Origin of the sequence: Rhizobium sp. BK060, from assembly GCF_014193145.1 — a bacterium.
Taxonomy (GTDB): Bacteria; Pseudomonadota; Alphaproteobacteria; order Rhizobiales; family Rhizobiaceae; genus Rhizobium.
In genome coordinates, this window is record NZ_JACHYW010000014.1 from 1 (window position 1) to 15,395 (window position 15,395).

12 protein-coding genes and 1 pseudogene are annotated in these 15,395 nt (G+C 61.2%); 5 read left to right on the forward strand and 8 right to left on the reverse strand.

Features of this window, described 5'->3' with window-relative positions:
* Positions 1-100: 100 nt before the first annotated feature.
* Complete coding sequence (locus tag FHT71_RS16425; RefSeq protein ID WP_132588450.1) at positions 101-853, forward strand: crotonase/enoyl-CoA hydratase family protein; 753 nt, start codon at positions 101-103, stop codon at positions 851-853.
* Between the two features lie 196 nt (positions 854-1,049).
* Positions 1,050-3,134, forward strand: a complete 2,085-nt coding sequence (locus FHT71_RS16430) for a methyl-accepting chemotaxis protein (RefSeq protein WP_183720934.1) — start codon at positions 1,050-1,052, stop codon at positions 3,132-3,134.
* A gap of 187 nt (positions 3,135-3,321) precedes the next feature.
* On the opposite strand, the gene FHT71_RS16435 is transcribed toward FHT71_RS16430, so the two are convergent.
* From FHT71_RS16435 to FHT71_RS16445, 3 genes are read right to left on the reverse strand one after another with little or no spacing between them, the layout of a single operon-like run.
* Complete coding sequence (locus tag FHT71_RS16435) at positions 3,322-3,714, reverse strand: VOC family protein (RefSeq protein WP_183720937.1); 393 nt, start codon at positions 3,712-3,714, stop codon at positions 3,322-3,324.
* 59 nt (positions 3,715-3,773) lie between these two features.
* Complete coding sequence (locus FHT71_RS16440; protein WP_132588452.1) at positions 3,774-5,024, reverse strand: class I SAM-dependent RNA methyltransferase; 1,251 nt, start codon at positions 5,022-5,024, stop codon at positions 3,774-3,776.
* Complete coding sequence (locus FHT71_RS16445) at positions 5,021-5,767, reverse strand: TlyA family RNA methyltransferase (protein ID WP_183720940.1); 747 nt, start codon at positions 5,765-5,767, stop codon at positions 5,021-5,023. The genes FHT71_RS16440 and FHT71_RS16445 overlap by 4 nt, the downstream gene beginning before the upstream one ends.
* Positions 5,768-6,043: 276 nt before the next feature.
* Between FHT71_RS16445 and FHT71_RS16450 the strand changes: the two genes are divergently transcribed.
* Positions 6,044-7,984, forward strand: coding sequence for a methyl-accepting chemotaxis protein (locus FHT71_RS16450; RefSeq protein WP_183720942.1), 1,941 nt, complete (start codon positions 6,044-6,046; stop codon positions 7,982-7,984).
* Between the two features lie 103 nt (positions 7,985-8,087).
* On the opposite strand, the pseudogene FHT71_RS16455 reads toward FHT71_RS16450, so the two are convergent.
* From FHT71_RS16455 to FHT71_RS16465, 3 genes and pseudogenes are all read right to left on the reverse strand, one after another.
* Positions 8,088-9,318 (reverse strand): annotated as a pseudogene (locus FHT71_RS16455) (MFS transporter).
* Positions 9,319-9,595: 277 nt separating this feature from the next.
* The gene (gene dxs / locus FHT71_RS16460) at positions 9,596-11,512 is read right to left on the reverse strand and encodes a 1-deoxy-D-xylulose-5-phosphate synthase (protein ID WP_132588455.1); all 1,917 of its coding nucleotides are present in this window, start codon (positions 11,510-11,512) and stop codon (positions 9,596-9,598) included.
* Between the two features lie 106 nt (positions 11,513-11,618).
* Positions 11,619-12,542: a pirin family protein gene (locus FHT71_RS16465; RefSeq protein ID WP_183720945.1), complete on the reverse strand. Its 924-nt coding sequence runs from the start codon at positions 12,540-12,542 to the stop codon at positions 11,619-11,621.
* Positions 12,543-13,094: 552 nt separating this feature from the next.
* On the opposite strand from FHT71_RS16465, the gene FHT71_RS16470 reads away from it, so the two are divergent.
* Both FHT71_RS16470 and FHT71_RS16475 read left to right on the forward strand, forming a co-directional pair.
* Positions 13,095-13,505 (forward strand): hypothetical protein, encoded by a 411-nt coding sequence (locus FHT71_RS16470; RefSeq protein WP_183720948.1) that lies wholly within the window; start codon positions 13,095-13,097, stop codon positions 13,503-13,505.
* Between the two features lie 47 nt (positions 13,506-13,552).
* A complete protein-coding gene (locus FHT71_RS16475) occupies positions 13,553-14,053 on the forward strand; it encodes a hypothetical protein (RefSeq protein ID WP_132588459.1) in 501 nt (166 codons plus the stop codon).
* Positions 14,054-14,081: 28 nt separating this feature from the next.
* Here FHT71_RS16475 and FHT71_RS16480 read toward each other — a convergent pair whose 3' ends face one another.
* On the reverse strand, positions 14,082-14,333 hold the full coding sequence (locus FHT71_RS16480) for an exodeoxyribonuclease VII small subunit (RefSeq protein ID WP_132588460.1): 252 nt from the start codon (positions 14,331-14,333) through the stop codon (positions 14,082-14,084).
* Between the two features lie 2 nt (positions 14,334-14,335).
* Positions 14,336-15,271: a histone deacetylase family protein gene (locus FHT71_RS16485; protein WP_007793196.1), complete on the reverse strand. Its 936-nt coding sequence runs from the start codon at positions 15,269-15,271 to the stop codon at positions 14,336-14,338.
* Positions 15,272-15,395 lie beyond the last annotated feature (124 nt).

The window sequence follows — 15,395 nt, forward strand, 5'->3', positions numbered from 1 at the left end:
TAGCCGATCGGCGCCAATGCCGGTCAAACCACAACCGAACCCAAGGAAAAGCCGCCAGTTGAAGGCGTTTTGCCCCTTGTGTTCTTTCATTGGAGCCATCATGACAGACCAGGTCATCGTCGAGCAGGATACAGCCCACCCCGGCATCCAGATCATCCGCATCAACAGGCCGGAAAAGAAAAATGCCATCACCCGGGCGATGTATCGGACGATGGCGGACGCGCTGATCGCCGCCAACGGCGACACGCAGATCCGGGCAACGGCCTTTCTTGGCACCGAAGGCTGCTTTTCCGCAGGCAACGACCTGGGTGATTTCCTGGCCGCCGCCATGGGTGGCGCCATGCCGCGGGAGATCGTTGAGTTCCTCTATGCCATGGTCCGGTCCGAAAAGCCGATCGTCTCCGGCGTGGACGGCTTGGCGATCGGGATCGGAACCACAATGCACATGCATTGCGACCTGACCATCGCTTCAGCGCGCAGCCAGTTCCGCGCACCGTTCGTCGATCTCGCGCTCGTTCCGGAGGCGGGATCCAGCCTGCTTGCGCCGCGCATCATGGGACACCAGCGCGCCTTCGCGCTGCTGGCAGCGGGCGAGGGCTTCTCCGGCGAGGAAGCACGGGAGGCAGGACTTGTCTGGAAGGTCTGCGCGCCCGACGAGGTCGAAGCCACGACACTGGCCACCGCCGCCAAACTCGCGGCCAAACCGCCGGAAGCGCTGAAGATCGCGCGCAACCTGATCCGCGGCGACCGCGATGAGATCATTGCCCGCATCGATGACGAGGCGCGCCACTTCTTCGATCGCCTGCACAGCGCCGAAGCGAGGGCCGCCTTCGAAGCCTTCATGCGGCGCTGACGTCGGAATTATTTGAATTTTGTTAGATTTTAAGCCTGTTTTAAATACCCCTCTAATATTAGGGGCGTGACGGCGCGCAGATGTCGCAGCTGTCCGGGCGCATGAGGTGCTTTGTTCAGCTTTGCCCATTGTCTGCGCATCGAGTAGCCCGCGTTTCGTCAAGTACGGCGCGGGACCGCTCACAAAAGGAAAACCCTTGAAAAAGAAGACGAACTTGATGACGCGCATCCTCGTTGCCGCGTCTGCCGTTGTTCTCGCGGCCTTTGCCGCCTTTTCCTATTACATCAATTCCGTCGAGCGGAGCACCGCGACCGCCGCGATCGAAGCCAACATCAGCTCCTCCGGTGAGCAGGCAGCCAACAGCCTGGCCAACTGGATGAACGGGCGTGTGACGCTGACCGCGATGGTCGCTAACGCCATCGGCCGCGCCACGGATCAGAAAGGCGTCGAAGCCGTGCTCCAGAATGATGTTCTGACGAGCCAGTTCGTCAGCACCTATTTCGGCGACGAGCAGGGCGTCTTCACCATGTGGCCGAAGCTGCCGATGCCGGACGGCTATGATCCGCGCAAGCGCCCTTGGTATCAGGACGCAGTCAAGGCCAACGCGGCCGTCATGACCGAACCATATGTCGATGCGTCGAGCGGCGATCTCATCATCAGTTCCGCTGTTCCTGTCAGCCACATTGGCAAACTGGCCGGCGTCGTCGGCAGCGACTTCTCGCTGAAGACCATGGTGGACATGATCAAGGAGATCGATCTCGGCGGTAAGGGCACGGCCTTCCTCGTCAACAAGAGCGGACAGATTCTGATCCATCCGGACGCGAAGCTGGTGACAAAGACGCTCGCCGACGCATTTCCGGCTGAGACGCCGGCGATTAAAGCGGGGCTGGCCCCGACTGAGTTTGCCGGCAAGGATGTCCTTGTCAGCTTCATGCCGGTCGCAGGTCTGCCCTCGGTAGAATGGTATCTCGGCTTCGTCGTCGACAGCGATGCCGCCTTCGCGTCATTGAACGAATTCCGCATTGCCGCAACGATTGCCACGGTTCTCGCCGTCGGCCTGATGATCGCCGCCATGGCGTGGCTGCTGCATGGCCTCGTGATCCGTCCTGTGACGGATATGACCGCCGCGATGCAGAAACTCGCGGCGGGTGATCTGTTGGTCGCCATTCCCGGCGAACAGCGCCGTGACCAGATCGGTTCGATGGCCGAGGCCGTTGCCGTCTTCAAGAAGAACGCGATCGATCGCCAGCGTCTGGAGGGCGAAGCTGAAACCGGCCGCACACTCACCGAGCGCGAAGGCCGGGAACGCGAGCAGCAGAAGAACCGCGAAGCAGCGGAAATCCGCGATGCAGTCGACGCGCTTGCCAGCGCCCTAGATGCGCTGTCGGACGGCAACCTTGCGCATCGCATCGAGACGCCATTTGCACCACACCTCGACCGCCTTCGCAATGACTTCAACACGGCCGTCACCAAGCTCCACGGTGCCCTGCATGCCGTCGGCAACAACGCTCATGCCATCGATGCCGGCGCCAGCGAAATCCGCACCGCGGCGGACGGCCTTGCCCGCCGCACCGAGCAGCAGGCGGCTTCGGTCGAGGAAACGGCAGCAGCGCTCGAGGAGATTACGACGACGGTCAAGGACACGGCTCGACGCGCCGAGGAAGCCGGCAATCTCGTCTCCCGTACCCGCAACGGTGCAGAAGAATCCGGCAATATCGTTCGCAAGGCTGTTTCGGCGATGACCGAGATCGAACAGTCGTCGCAGAAGATCGCCAACATCATCGGTGTCATCGATGATATCGCCTTCCAGACCAACCTGTTGGCGCTGAACGCCGGCGTCGAAGCAGCCCGTGCAGGTGAAGCCGGCAAGGGATTTGCTGTTGTGGCTCAGGAAGTACGCGAACTGGCACAGCGTTCGGCTAAGGCCGCCAAGGAAATCGAAAGCCTGATCACCGCCTCGAACGATCAAGTTCGCTCCGGCGTGACGCTCGTCGGCGATACCGGCAAGGCGCTGGAGACGATCGTCGGCCAGGTCCAGGAAATCAACCGCCACGTCGATGCGATAGTCACGGCAACCCGCGAGCAGTCGACCGGACTGGCCGAGATCAACACTGCGGTCAACACCATGGACCAGGGCACGCAGCAGAATGCCGCCATGGTCGAGGAGCAGACGGCGGCAAGTCACGGGCTGGCGCAGGAGGCGGCAAAGCTGATGCAGTTGCTTGGCCAGTTCAACCTCCAAGCATCCCAGGCTGCTGCGTACAGTCGTCGCGCCGCCTGAGGCAAGCAAAGCTCGGAACGAAAAGGCCCGCACGATCTGAACTGACCCCCGAAGGTTGTTGTCCAACTTTATGGGGTAAGTTCAGAAACGCGGGCCTTTAACTGACTCTGGAATACCCAAGTCAGGGACTTGCGACGGAAGTAGTCGTGAGCCAGAACCGGCGATCTTATTGCGAGGATCAGGACCTCTACGAATGGCTGTGAGGCCCAAGATTTTGAGGCTCCCCGATTTCGATCGCATGCCTGTCAGGGTCATAAAAACGGAAGACCCTTTGCCCCCATGTTTGCCGTTCGACAGGATGGATCAGCTCGACATGTGGTGCGATGCTTTCGAAGGCCGCATCGACATCCTCATGTTCAAAATACAAAAGCAAGTTTCTTCGCCCATAGGATTCTTCAGTAACAGGCGATTGCCGCCAGATCGTTTGTTCAAGCGACCTTCCGTCATGGATCGCAAAGCCAGTCTCGAAAAGGACGAAGTTTCCGAAGTCCTCCAAAATCTGCAGGCCAAGTGTTTTGCGGTAGAATTCCTTGGAGCGATTTATGTCGCGGACGAAAGGGATGGGATTGATAAAACGCATCGAATTCCTTTCGGGGTGCTCAAGACCGTTGAGATTCGCCGTGCTCGCAGGGCAACCTCTTATTTCTCCAGCGCAGCTACGACCTCGACATGCGGCGTCCACAAGAACTGATCGATCGGCGTCACACCGGTGATGCGATAGCCTCCCTCGACAAGAAGAGCGAGATCGCGGGCGAGCGTCACGGGATTGCAGCTGACCGCCACAATCTTCTTGACGTTCGAGCGCGCCAATTCCTTGCACTGAAACTCTGCCCCGGCGCGCGGCGGATCGAAGACCACAGCGTCGTAGACTTTCAGCTCCGAGGTCATCAATGGCCGGCGGAAGAGGTCCCGTTTCTCGACGCTGACTGGCTTGAGGCCCTGCGTGTTGCGAGCGGCATGATCTAGCGCCGCCAGTGGCTTGTCCTCGCTCTCGACCGCATGCACGCGACCGACCCGGGCAAGGCGAAGTGAAAACGTGCCGGCACCGGCAAAGAGATCGGCGATGCGTTTCGCCTTGCCGACATGCGCCAGAACGAGTTCCGCCATCGCATCTTCCGCTGGCTTGGTCGCCTGCGTGAAACTACCGGGTGGCGGAACGACATTGACGCCGCCGAAGTCGACGATCGGCTTGGATGGTTCGACGAGGATCTCGTCGTTGAGCGAGACGCGGGCGATGCCGCGAAGGGAAAGCACAGTCTCAATCGCCTTGCGACGCTGCTGGTCGGAGAGCTTCTTGATGCCGTCGACCGCAAGATCGAGGCCCGACAGGGTCTCCAATACGGTGATGCGGAACGCTTCGGCGCTATTGGCAAGTGCTGCACCAATCGCCTTGATCGCCGGCAGCCTGGCCATGATGCCCGCCGACGAGATGGGACATTCCTCGATGGCGACGATGTGGTGGCTTTCGGCCTGATTGAAGCCGATCAGCATGTCCTTCTCGGTTCGCCGCGCGGCGAAGACGACGCGTCGGCGCTCGCCGGGATGAGCGGCGACGAGGTCGGCAACGTCGGACGTTAGCCCCTTCGATTTCAGCGCATCGACGACGAGCTGCCGCTTGAAGCGGCGGTAGGCCGCATCGTTCATGTGCTGCAGGCTGCAGCCGCCACAGGTGCCGTTCATTCCGTCCGGGCCGAAATGGCGGCAGGGCGGGTCCTGACGATCGCCTGATGGGGTCGCGATGGACATCAGCGTGCCATGGTTTTTAACGCGCACTATGGCGACGGTTTCGCCGGGCAGAGTGAAGGGCACGTAGATCGGCGCGCCGTCTGCATGCACGATCCCGTCGCCTTGGGCGCCGAGCTTTTCGATCGTAACTGTTTGCGTGCTCAAGGTTTCGTTCCTGCGAGTAGAAATTCCTGGTTCCCGTCGCCGCCGGCGATCGGGGAGGGGATGAGGCCAAGGCTGTTCCAGTCCATATCGTCGACGAACCAACGCTCGAGTTCGGCTGCGACATCAGGCGCCGAAGACGGGTCCTTGAGAAGCCCGCCTTTGCCGATCGCATCGCGCCCGGCTTCGAATTGCGGCTTGACGAGGAGAGCAGCGATGGCTCCCTTTTCCGCAAGGTCGAGGGCAGGGGCCAGCGCTAGCTTCAGCGAGATGAAGGAAACGTCCGACACAATGAAGGTGATCGGGTGCCCGATATCCTCGGCCGTCAGGTTGCGGGCGTTCAGGCCTTCGATGTTGGTCACGCGAGGATCGTTCGATATGCGCGGATGCATCTGGCCATGCCCGACATCGATCGCGGTGACGTGTGCCGCACCGCGCGCCAGCAGGACTTCCGTGAAGCCGCCGGTCGAAGCACCGACATCGAGACAGCGATGCCCCCACGGATCGAGCTTGAAGTGATCCAGCGCAGCTGCCAGCTTCAACGCAGCGCGCGAGACATAGTCCTGCGCCGGATCGTCGATCTCGATGGCGGCATCCTTGCCAAATAGTGCGCCGGCCTTCGTCACCACCTTGCCGCCGACCTTCACGGTGCCGCGCTGCACGGCATCTCGCGCGCGGGACCGGCTGGCGAAGAGACCAAGGCTGACAAGAAGCTGGTCGAGGCGTTGTGTGTTCTGATCTGACATGCGCTGTCCTTGCAGGGCAAAGCCAAGCCTTGCAAGCCTTTTGTTCCAGAAACGCTTCGGTGTCTCGCTCGCGACGTTCGCCGCGTCGCACAAACTTAAGCAAATTTAAAGTCTGCCGTCATAGGGTCGGGCGGATTGCAGCGGCTTGTGAAGCTGCTTCCCGCCATGATGGCCCACCTCCCAATTTGCCGATCATGTTCCCATCCTCCGAATTTTCCGGGCATGCCTTGGCGTGCCGTTTCCCCATGGCCGCAGGCCGTCAGGAGAGATTGACTGATGTTTGCTAGAAACATGTCCTTGAATGGTAAGCTCGCTGCGACATTCGCAGTGCTGATCCTTATCTTTCTGTCCGTTTCCGCCTTTGTCTACTCGAAAGCAGGCGCCGTTTCCGCCGCTTCAGAGCAGCAGAAGAAGTCCGAGCGTCTGGTCAACCAGATCGATGACGCGCTGCAGGCCATGCTCGAACAGGCGGTGAACCTGCGCGGCTTCCTGCTGTTCCGCAGCGACAGCACCTATGGTGACATCTTTGCGAACCGCGAGCGCATGCTGAAGGCGATCGCCGCTGCACGCGAAACCGCAGCCGGCAACAGAGATTTCATCCAGCAGATCGACGGTATGCAGAAGGCCGCCGATCTCTATTTCCACGAGCTTGCCGAACCGCAGTCCAAGGCTAGCAAGGAAACCGACATGCCGATCGACCAGATCGTCAAGATCGGCGTCAACGAAACAAAGGGCCAGCTCGACGGGTTCCGTCAGGCGTCCGCCAAGATCAAGGCTGCCGCGCGCGATGAGTCGAACGCGCTTGCGGCTCTGCAGGCAGATGCCGGCAGTGATCTCCGTGCCACGCTGCTGACCGGCGGCATCGCTGCCGCTTTTGCCGCCGTCCTTCTTGCCTGGATGCTGTCGCGCAGCATCGTTCGCCCGATCGTCGGCATGACCTCGGCGATGGGACGCCTTGCCGGCGGTCAGAACAACATCGACGTTCCGGCCCTGGACCGCCAGGACGAAGTCGGCCGCATGGCCCAGTCGGTTCTGGTCTTCAAGGATGCGGCGATCGAGAAGCTTCGCCTGTCCGGCGAGACAGACCGCATGCGTAGCGACGCCGAGCGTCAGCGTCAGGCGAGCGACGAACAGAAGGCCCGCGAGGAAACCGAACTTCGCTTTGCCATCGAAGGCCTTGCCGGCGGTCTTTCCGATCTCGCCAACGGCAACGTCGCCGTTCGCATCACGACGCCGTTCGCATCGCAATTCGATCGCCTGCGCAGCGACTTCAACAACGCCGTCGAGAAGCTGCAGGGCGCCCTCCAGTCCGTCGGCCGCAATGCTTCCGCGATCAATGCCGGCGCCGGCGAGATCCGCTCGGCTGCCGACGATCTCGCACGTCGGACCGAGCAGCAGGCGGCTGCCGTCGAGGAAACCGCAGCAGCGCTCGAAGAGGTCACAACCACCGTTCGCGACTCCGCCAAGCGGGCCGAGGATGTCGGCCAGCTGGTCGAGCGCACGCGCCTCGGCGCCGAGAAGTCCGGCGATGTCGTCCGCAAGGCCGTCTCTGCGATGCAGGAGATCGAAAAGTCCTCCGGTGCGATCAGCAATATCATCGGCGTGATCGACGACATCGCCTTCCAAACCAACCTTTTGGCGCTGAATGCCGGCGTCGAAGCGGCACGTGCCGGTGAGGCGGGCAAGGGCTTTGCCGTCGTCGCGCAGGAAGTGCGTGAGCTGGCGCAGCGCTCGGCGAACGCCGCCAAGGAGATCAAGGCGCTGATCAACACGTCGGGCACGCAGGTCAATGTCGGCGTCTCGCTCGTCGACGAAACCGGCAAGGCGCTGGCCGAGATCGTCGGCGCCGTCCAGGAGATCAACAAGCATGTCGGCGCCATCGTCACCGCAACGCGCGAACAGTCGATCGGCCTGCAGGAGATCAACACGGCCGTCAACAACATGGATCAGGGTACGCAGCAGAATGCGGCCATGGTCGAAGAGCAGACGGCGGCCAGCCATTCGCTCGCGCAGGAGGCCGGCGCCCTCGACGATCTGCTGCAGCAGTTCAATCTCGGCAACAATGTCGTCGCGGCAGCCTCTCGCGCCGCTCCCGCCCACGCCGCATCGCGTCCGGTCGCCTCTCCGGCTCGTGTCCTGACCAGCCGTGTCGCCAGCGCCTTCGGCGGCAAGGCGGCAACCGCCGCAGCCGTCAAGGAAGACTGGACCGAGTTCTGAGACGCAGGCTCATTCGAACGAAAAAGAAGGGCGGCCCGATCGGGTCGCCCTTTCAAAGGGGTGGGGACACTCCCGCTATCGGACCGCTTGGAGACCGCTCCCGCTAGGAATTTGGCTCGGCAATAGGTCGATCCAGAAAAGCTGCCAACATTGCGAGCGATGCCGATATCAGCATCGCCCCGAAGAGCGCATAGACTGTTGCTAACTGCGCGACAAACACACCGGCAATCGCGACGACAAGCGCTCCACCGGCGATCGACATCGCAGCGGCCAGCCCTGCGGCAGTTCCGGCGAGTTCCACATGCACCGAAAGCCCGCCGGTGTTGGCGGCAGGCATGGTCAGCCCGTTGCCGATGCCGATGAACACGCAAGGCCCAAAGAATGCCAGGATGTGGGTACTTCCCGACATCGACAGGCTCAAACCGACCAACAGCCCCATGCACGTCAGCAGACGCGCGAGAACCAGCATGGTGCCGAGCGGAAGTCTGGAGGCGTAGCGGCCAGCCAAATAGCTGCCCAGGATAAAGCCTGCGGGGATCATTCCCATGTAGAGGCCCAGTGCCGCGGTTGACCCGTCAAGCGATTTACCGATCGCCAACGGTGCGCCTCCAAGGAAGATGTAAAGTGTACCCATGGAGAAGGTCATGCACAGGGTGTACGTCCAGAACCGTGCCGAATACAGTAGCTGGCCATAGGAGGCGAGGTAGTTGGCCCTTGCGCCGGAAGAGATCGCAGCAGTCTCTTTCAGCTCGCTATAGACGAGGCGAGTGCTGCCGCACCAAGGATCGCGAAGACGACGATCCGAACAACTCGTCCAGAAACCCGCCAAGCAGCGGACCGAGCATCGGTGCGATCGCCCATCCCATGGCCAGATAACCCAACTTGCTCGCCGCTTTGCGTTCGGCCGACGTTTCCTTGATGACGACGAGCGCGATGGAAAAGCAGGTCGCTATGGACGCTTGCATCGCCCGAAACAGAAGGAAGACGCCAATATTGGTCGCGAGCGCGCAGCCAACAGACGCGGCGATGAATATCGAAATCGCAATTAATGCTACCGGCCTGCGTCCGTATCGATCCGAGATTGCACCCGCGACGAGGTTCGTCAAGGCGGTGGCGATCGCGTAGCCGGCAACCGCGAGGTTGACGAGTGCGAAATCAGCTCGGAACGTCGCGGCAATATGCGGTAGCGACGGCAGGATCGCGTTCACCGGCAGCACGGCGATCGCCGAGAGCAGGATGAGGGTCGTCAGCCGCGGCGGGCTAGCAGTGGAAGGGACTACGGTTGTCCGGGTCCTTGGTGTGCTCGAAGTGTCAATGGGATTGTGGCCCGTCATGGCGTTGGTCTCTTTTCCGTGGGAGATGGCGAAAGCCTGACGAGGCGCGCTGAACTCCAGCCATAAAAAAGGCCCCGTCAGGAGCCTGCTTACCGCGCATGGGTGCTTTCGCCGGATGGCTATGCCATCCCGCCCATGCGCTCCATCACCACGATGAGAGCCATTGCGATTTTCATGATCGTTACGGCTAGAGAGAAATTTGCCTGTCGTCAATGCAGGCAGGCAGAGACGGCCTGTGCGTCAGGCCGCCATTTCGCGCCGGCAAGGATGCAGGAGTCTAGCCTGCGACGCCGACAGCCAGGCCACGGCCAAGCGCCTTGAACACCGTCGAGACGATCCCCGCACGGTCGAGGCCTGCGTGGGCATTCATTACTTCCGGCTTTGCCTGTTCCATCCACACGTCGGGCATGACAAGCGAGCGGATCTTCAGGCCGTTGTCGAGGAGACCGTCCATCGCCAGGAACTGGATGACCTGGCTGCCGAAGCCACCGATTGCACCTTCCTCGACGGTGATCAGGATTTCGTGGTGGCGGGCAAGCTGGCGGATCAGTTCGTGATCCAGCGGCTTGGCAAAGCGCGCATCGGCAACCGTCGTCGAAAGGCCGGCTGCATCCAGATCCTCTGCCGCAAGTAGACAGTCGGCGAGGCGGGTGCCGAAGGAAAGCAGCGCCACCTTAGAGCCTTCCTTGACGACGCGGCCCTTGCCGATCTGCAGGATCTCGCCGCGGGCAGGCATTTCGATGCCGACGCCTTCGCCGCGCGGATATCGGAACGAGATCGGACCGGCATCATAGGCCGCTGCGGTTCGCACCATGTGTTTCAGTTCGGCCTCATCCGCCGCCGCCATGACCACGAAGCCGGGCAGGGTGGCGAGGAAGGTCGTATCGAACGAACCTGCATGGGTCGGGCCATCGGCGCCGACAAAGCCGGCGCGATCGATGGGGAAGCGAACCGGCAGCCCCTGGATCGCAACGTCGTGGACGACCTGGTCGTATGCACGCTGCAGGAAGGTCGAGTAGAGGGCGGCGAACGGCTTGAAGCCCTCGGCTGCGAGGCCCGCCGCAAAGGTCACCGCATGCTGTTCGGCGATGCCGACATCGAAGCACCGCGACGGGAAGACGCTTGCGAGCTTGTCGAGCCCGGTGCCGTTGGGCATGGCGGCGGTGATGCCGACGATCTTGTCGTCGAGCTCCGCTTCGTGCACCAGCGCTTCGGCGAAAACACTCGTGTAGCTCGGTGCGTTCGGCTTCACCTTCGCCTGCGCCCCGGTGATGACGTCGAACTTGTTGACGCCGTGGTACTTGTCGGCTGCCGCCTCCGCCGGCGCATAGCCCTTGCCCTTCTGCGTCACGACATGGATCAGAACCGGACCTTCCGCATTGTCTCGTACATTGCGCAGCACCGGCAGCAGGTGCTCGAAGGAATGACCGTCGATCGGACCGATATGATAGAAGCCCATCTCTTCGAACATGGTCCCGCCAGTCACATAGCCGCGGGCATGCTCGACCGCGCGGGTGATGGCGCGATCGACGTTCTTACCAAGGTAGGCCGTCAGTTTCTTGCCGAAATCACGAAAGCCCATGTAGGTGCGGCCGGAGGCTAGGCGCGCGAGATAGGCGCTCATCGCGCCGGTCGGCGGCGCAATCGACATGTCGTTGTCGTTGAGGATGACGATCAGCCGGGCATCGAGTGCGCCAGCGTTGTTCAAGGCCTCATAGGCCATGCCGGCCGACATCGCGCCGTCGCCGATCACCGCGATCACGCGGCGGTCGGTCTTGTCGAGCTCCGAGGCAACCGCCATGCCGAGGCCGGCGGAAATCGATGTCGAAGAATGAGCGGCGCCAAAGGGATCGTATTCGCTTTCAGCGCGCCGCGTGAAACCGGAAAGTCCGTCTTCCTGGCGCAGCGTGCGGATGCGGTCGCGTCGTCCGGTCAGAATCTTGTGCGGATAGCACTGGTGCCCGACATCGAAGATCAGCCGATCTTCCGGCGTATTAAAGACGCTGTGGATCGCAATCGTCAGCTCCACCACGCCGAGGCCCGCGCCGAGATGGCCGCCGGTGCGTGACACCGCGTCGATCATTTCATCCCGCACCTCGCGCGCAAGCTGCGGCAGGTCGCGATCCTCCAGCTGTCGGAGGTCGGCCGGATAGGTAACCTTGTCCAGCAGCGGCGTCTTCGGCGGTTGTGTCACGGGTGGGCGCTCTTTCTTGTCATTCTTGGGCAGGATGCCTTTAAGCCATAAATTGCGGTGAAAAAAGTCGATTTCAAGAACGGCTGAAACTCCTTTCTAGAGGAGATCATCCTTCCGGCAAAGGTATGAATTCTTCTTCGTCCCCCGGAACGATGTCGAACTTGCCGGTCCGCCACTCTTCCTTTGCCTTTTCGATGCGCTCTTTCGAGGACGAAACGAAGTTCCACCAGATGTAGCGCTTCGAGTTCAGTGCCGCTCCACCGAACAGCATCAGATGGCAGCCCTCTCTGCCTGCTTCGAGCGTGATCGCATCGCCGGGGCGGAAGACGAGGAGCTGATCGGCGGCAAATCTATCGCCCGATATCACGACTTCGCCTGACAGCACGTAGGCCGCCCTCTCCTCGTGTCCCGCAGCGAAGGGAAACTTTACGCCGGCCTCGAGACTGATATCGGCATAGAGCGTGTCCGAGAACACCTTCACCGGCGAGGACATTCCCTCGAACGATCCGATGACGACGCGTCCGCGCACGCCACGTTCGTCGATCACGGGCATGTCGCTCTTTTCGGTGTGTGCAAAGGAGGGATCGATCTCCTCTTTGTCGTCGGGCAGGGCAAGCCATGTCTGCAGGCCCGACATCAACAGCGGATGGCCGCGCAAGTTGTCGGGCGTGCGCTCGGAATGCACGATGCCGCGTCCTGCCGTCATCAGGTTGATATCGCCGGGGCGAATGACCTTCTCGGTGCCGAGGCTGTCCCGATGCCGGATCTCGCCGTCGAAGAGGTAGGTGACCGTCGACAGCCCGATATGCGGATGCGGCCGTACGTCCAGGGCCTCGTTCGGCTTCAGGATCGCCGGCCCCATGCGGTCGAAGAAGATGAACGGCCCGACGAGCCGCCGCTGCCGCGTCGGCAGCGCTCGCCGCACCTCGAAACCGCCGATATCGCTGGTGCGCGGGATGATGAGGTTCTCGATCGCGTCGCAACTGAAGGCGTCGCCGGGCAGGGGGTCTTTACCGGGGAAGAAGGACATGAGCGGGTCTCCGATCAGAGTAGCAACACCTTAACCGCAAGCGGCGCAGAGGCAAGCGGCGGCCGGCAATGCGGCACAGCCGATATAATCCGTTCGATAGTATAAAGCGTTTCTTCACCGACCAGCAGACTTTGCTGCCGGAACGGCCGGGATGCCTTGTTTCATTTTGAAATACCTGCCAGCAAAAGAGGTGTTTTGAACAGCGGGAATATTGTCGTATATGCAATATAATCAAAGGCGTAAGGTTAGAAAGACGAGCGCAACAGCCGGTCTCTTGGCAGTGGGAGTAGCTCTCTCCTCCTGCGGGACAAATCCGAATTCGCTGGAAATGAACGAGAGCGCAAAGGAGGCCGGCAAGCGCGCGAACCCATGGTTCAGGAGAAAGGTGCCGCAGCGGTCGTGTCTCATTGAACGAGACTTATTGCCAGAGAGGTCAGGTCCGCCTCCAGAAGATCGTCGATGGCAGGATCGATCCGGGTCCTTTTGTCGAGTTGGGACAGCCCACCGGTTTCTATGGCGACAAGGCCCTGAAGGAGTTTGCCAAGCTTTTCGATGCAGATGCTTACGCTGAACCTGCCAGCGATCGCCAAGGCAACGGCCGTCGAAGACATCCGCACGTCTTTCCGGCCAATTGAGCCCGGGCGCTACATCGTCACCTTGGTCAATTGCAGCAACGGCAACAGCGGCGCGGCAATGGGCTTTGGAAATGTCGGCTTGCCCGGTGTAAAGGGCTCGAATCCGCAAATTCCAATTCTAGGCGATAATTCTATCGTGATCGGAAAGGGCGAAATCGTCGACGCCGGCATCGTCGATATCGTCTCGACGGGTTCGAGCGGCGTCTTCTTCAAGAACGAGACGGCCCGTCTTGTGGGATCGGAGGCGCCCCAACCGTTCAGGGAGCATCAAGCGGAACCTGCCGGAAAACTATGCCCGCATTACCTACAGGAAATTTTCAGCCGATGACGGCCTCCTGCTTCCAGAAAATAAAAAAACAACGGAGAAACAATAGTATGACGATTATGTTCATAACGGCAACGCCCAAAACGGCATCTGCCCTTCTTGCAATGACGCTTGTTGCAGGCATTGCGCTCCCGCAGGTGGGCATGGCTGCACCCGCCGCCGGAATCAGGGGAACGGATATCGCCATTGCCGCATTCAAGGATGTTTACTTGCGCTCCGCGCCATCCTTCGCCTCGGCCCTTACCAAGGCAAAGCGCTACGGCGTGAAGGAAACCACCAAGCTTGGCGATTCGAACATCGGCATGACCAGCGACGATTCTATATCCGTTCAGGTCAAGCTGAAGCGGGAATGCGCCGTCACGAGCCCCAACCGCTCGAATCCCACCCTTCATGCGCAGTTTCTGCGCACCATCGCCGAGGTCGCAGATGCGCCGCCGCAGGGAAACAAGGCGGGAGTGCCATTTACCGGCACCATTCAGGGCCATTGCTTCGTCTTCATGCATGACAGGAAAGGCGGCGAAGCCTACGTGATGATCAGTCTGGAGAAATAGTCCGCGCGCAATGGCGGTGGTCGAACGATCACTGCCCGTCAAGCGACTCGACGCCCTGCGGCTTGCCGGCGCGGTCGAGGCGGATCTTTTCGATGCGGTTTTCGGCAGCCGACAGCAGCGTTTCGCAATGCTTCTTCAGCGCCTCGCCGCGCTCATAGATCTCGATGGATTCGTCCAGCGCCACGTCGCCGCGTTCCAGCCGGGCCACGATGCTTTCGAGTTCGGCAACAGCCTTCTCGAAGGAAAGACCGGAAACCTCCGGCTTGGCGCTGTCAGTCATACTCAACCCTTCATCATTCTGAGAATATGCAGGCCGGCCGATTCGGCGAGGCCTTCGAGATCATAGCCGCCTTCCAGCAGGCTGACGACCCGGTTTCCGGCACTTTTGTCGGCCACCTCGAGCAAGCGCCCGGTTGCCCAGTCGAAATCTTCGCCGACGAGATTGATCTGCGCCAGCGGATCGCGGTGATGCGCGTCGAAGCCGGCCGAGATGATGATCAGGTCCGGACGGAAATCGAACAGCGCCGGCAGCACGCGCGATTTGAATGCCTCGCGGAAGTGATCACTGCCAACGTTCGGAGACAGTGGCGCGTTGACAATGGTGCCGTGCTTACCGCTCTCGTCCTTGGCGCCGGTGCCGGGATAAAGCGGCATCTGGTGCGTTGAGCAGAAGAGCACCGAAGGATCGTCCCAGAAGATATCCTGCGTGCCGTTGCCGTGGTGCACGTCCCAGTCGACGATCGCCACGCGCTCGGCGCCGTGCACCTTCTGCGCATGACGGGCGGCGATCGCGGCATTGTTGAAGAAGCAGAAGCCCATCGCCCTCGATTTTTCGGCATGATGGCCGGGCGGGCGGGCAGCAACGAAGACGTTGTCCGCCTTGCCGGTGAAGACGTCATCGACAGCGGCCATCGCGCCGCCGATTCCCGTCAGTGCCGCTTCGAAGCTCTTTCTGCTGGCATAGGTATCGGCTTCGAGCTGATTGATTTCGCCATCCTCTTCCGGCACCTGGCGCAGGACCGAAAGCAGGTGCTCTTCGGGATGGGCAAGCAGCACGGCCTCTTCGGCGGCTTGCGGCGCGCGCTTGCGGTCAAGCCCAGCGAAATTCGGATGCTCCAGGGCCACGTTGATTGCCCGCAGACGGTCGGACCGTTCGGGATGGCCGGCGGGCGTTACGTGTTCCAGGAAAATCGGGTGCTCGTAAAGGCGGGTGCTCATAGGATCACTCTATCTTTACCTCCCGTCATGATCCACAGCAGATGGGGCTCGACGCTGCGATTTCAACAAGCGCGCACCTTGCTCCTCGCACCGGTCCTCCCGTTTACTTCGGTCGACCTCGCGG

Bases quoted from the DNA above. Each gene is read 5' to 3' on its own strand.
- FHT71_RS16425 (WP_132588450.1), top strand. From the start codon at position 101: ATGACAGACCAGGTCATCGTCGAGCAGGATACAGCCCACCCCGGCATC.
- FHT71_RS16435 (WP_183720937.1), bottom strand. From the start codon at position 3,714: ATGCGTTTTATCAATCCCATCCCTTTCGTCCGCGACATAAATCGCTCC.
- FHT71_RS16445 (WP_183720940.1), bottom strand. From the start codon at position 5,767: ATGTCAGATCAGAACACACAACGCCTCGACCAGCTTCTTGTCAGCCTT.
- FHT71_RS16450 (WP_183720942.1), top strand. From the start codon at position 6,044: ATGTTTGCTAGAAACATGTCCTTGAATGGTAAGCTCGCTGCGACATTC.
- FHT71_RS16465 (WP_183720945.1), bottom strand. From the start codon at position 12,542: ATGTCCTTCTTCCCCGGTAAAGACCCCCTGCCCGGCGACGCCTTCAGT.
- FHT71_RS16470 (WP_183720948.1), top strand. From the start codon at position 13,095: ATGCAGATGCTTACGCTGAACCTGCCAGCGATCGCCAAGGCAACGGCC.
- FHT71_RS16475 (WP_132588459.1), top strand. From the start codon at position 13,553: ATGACGATTATGTTCATAACGGCAACGCCCAAAACGGCATCTGCCCTT.
- FHT71_RS16480 (WP_132588460.1), bottom strand. From the start codon at position 14,333: ATGACTGACAGCGCCAAGCCGGAGGTTTCCGGTCTTTCCTTCGAGAAG.
- FHT71_RS16485 (WP_007793196.1), bottom strand. From the start codon at position 15,271: ATGAGCACCCGCCTTTACGAGCACCCGATTTTCCTGGAACACGTAACG.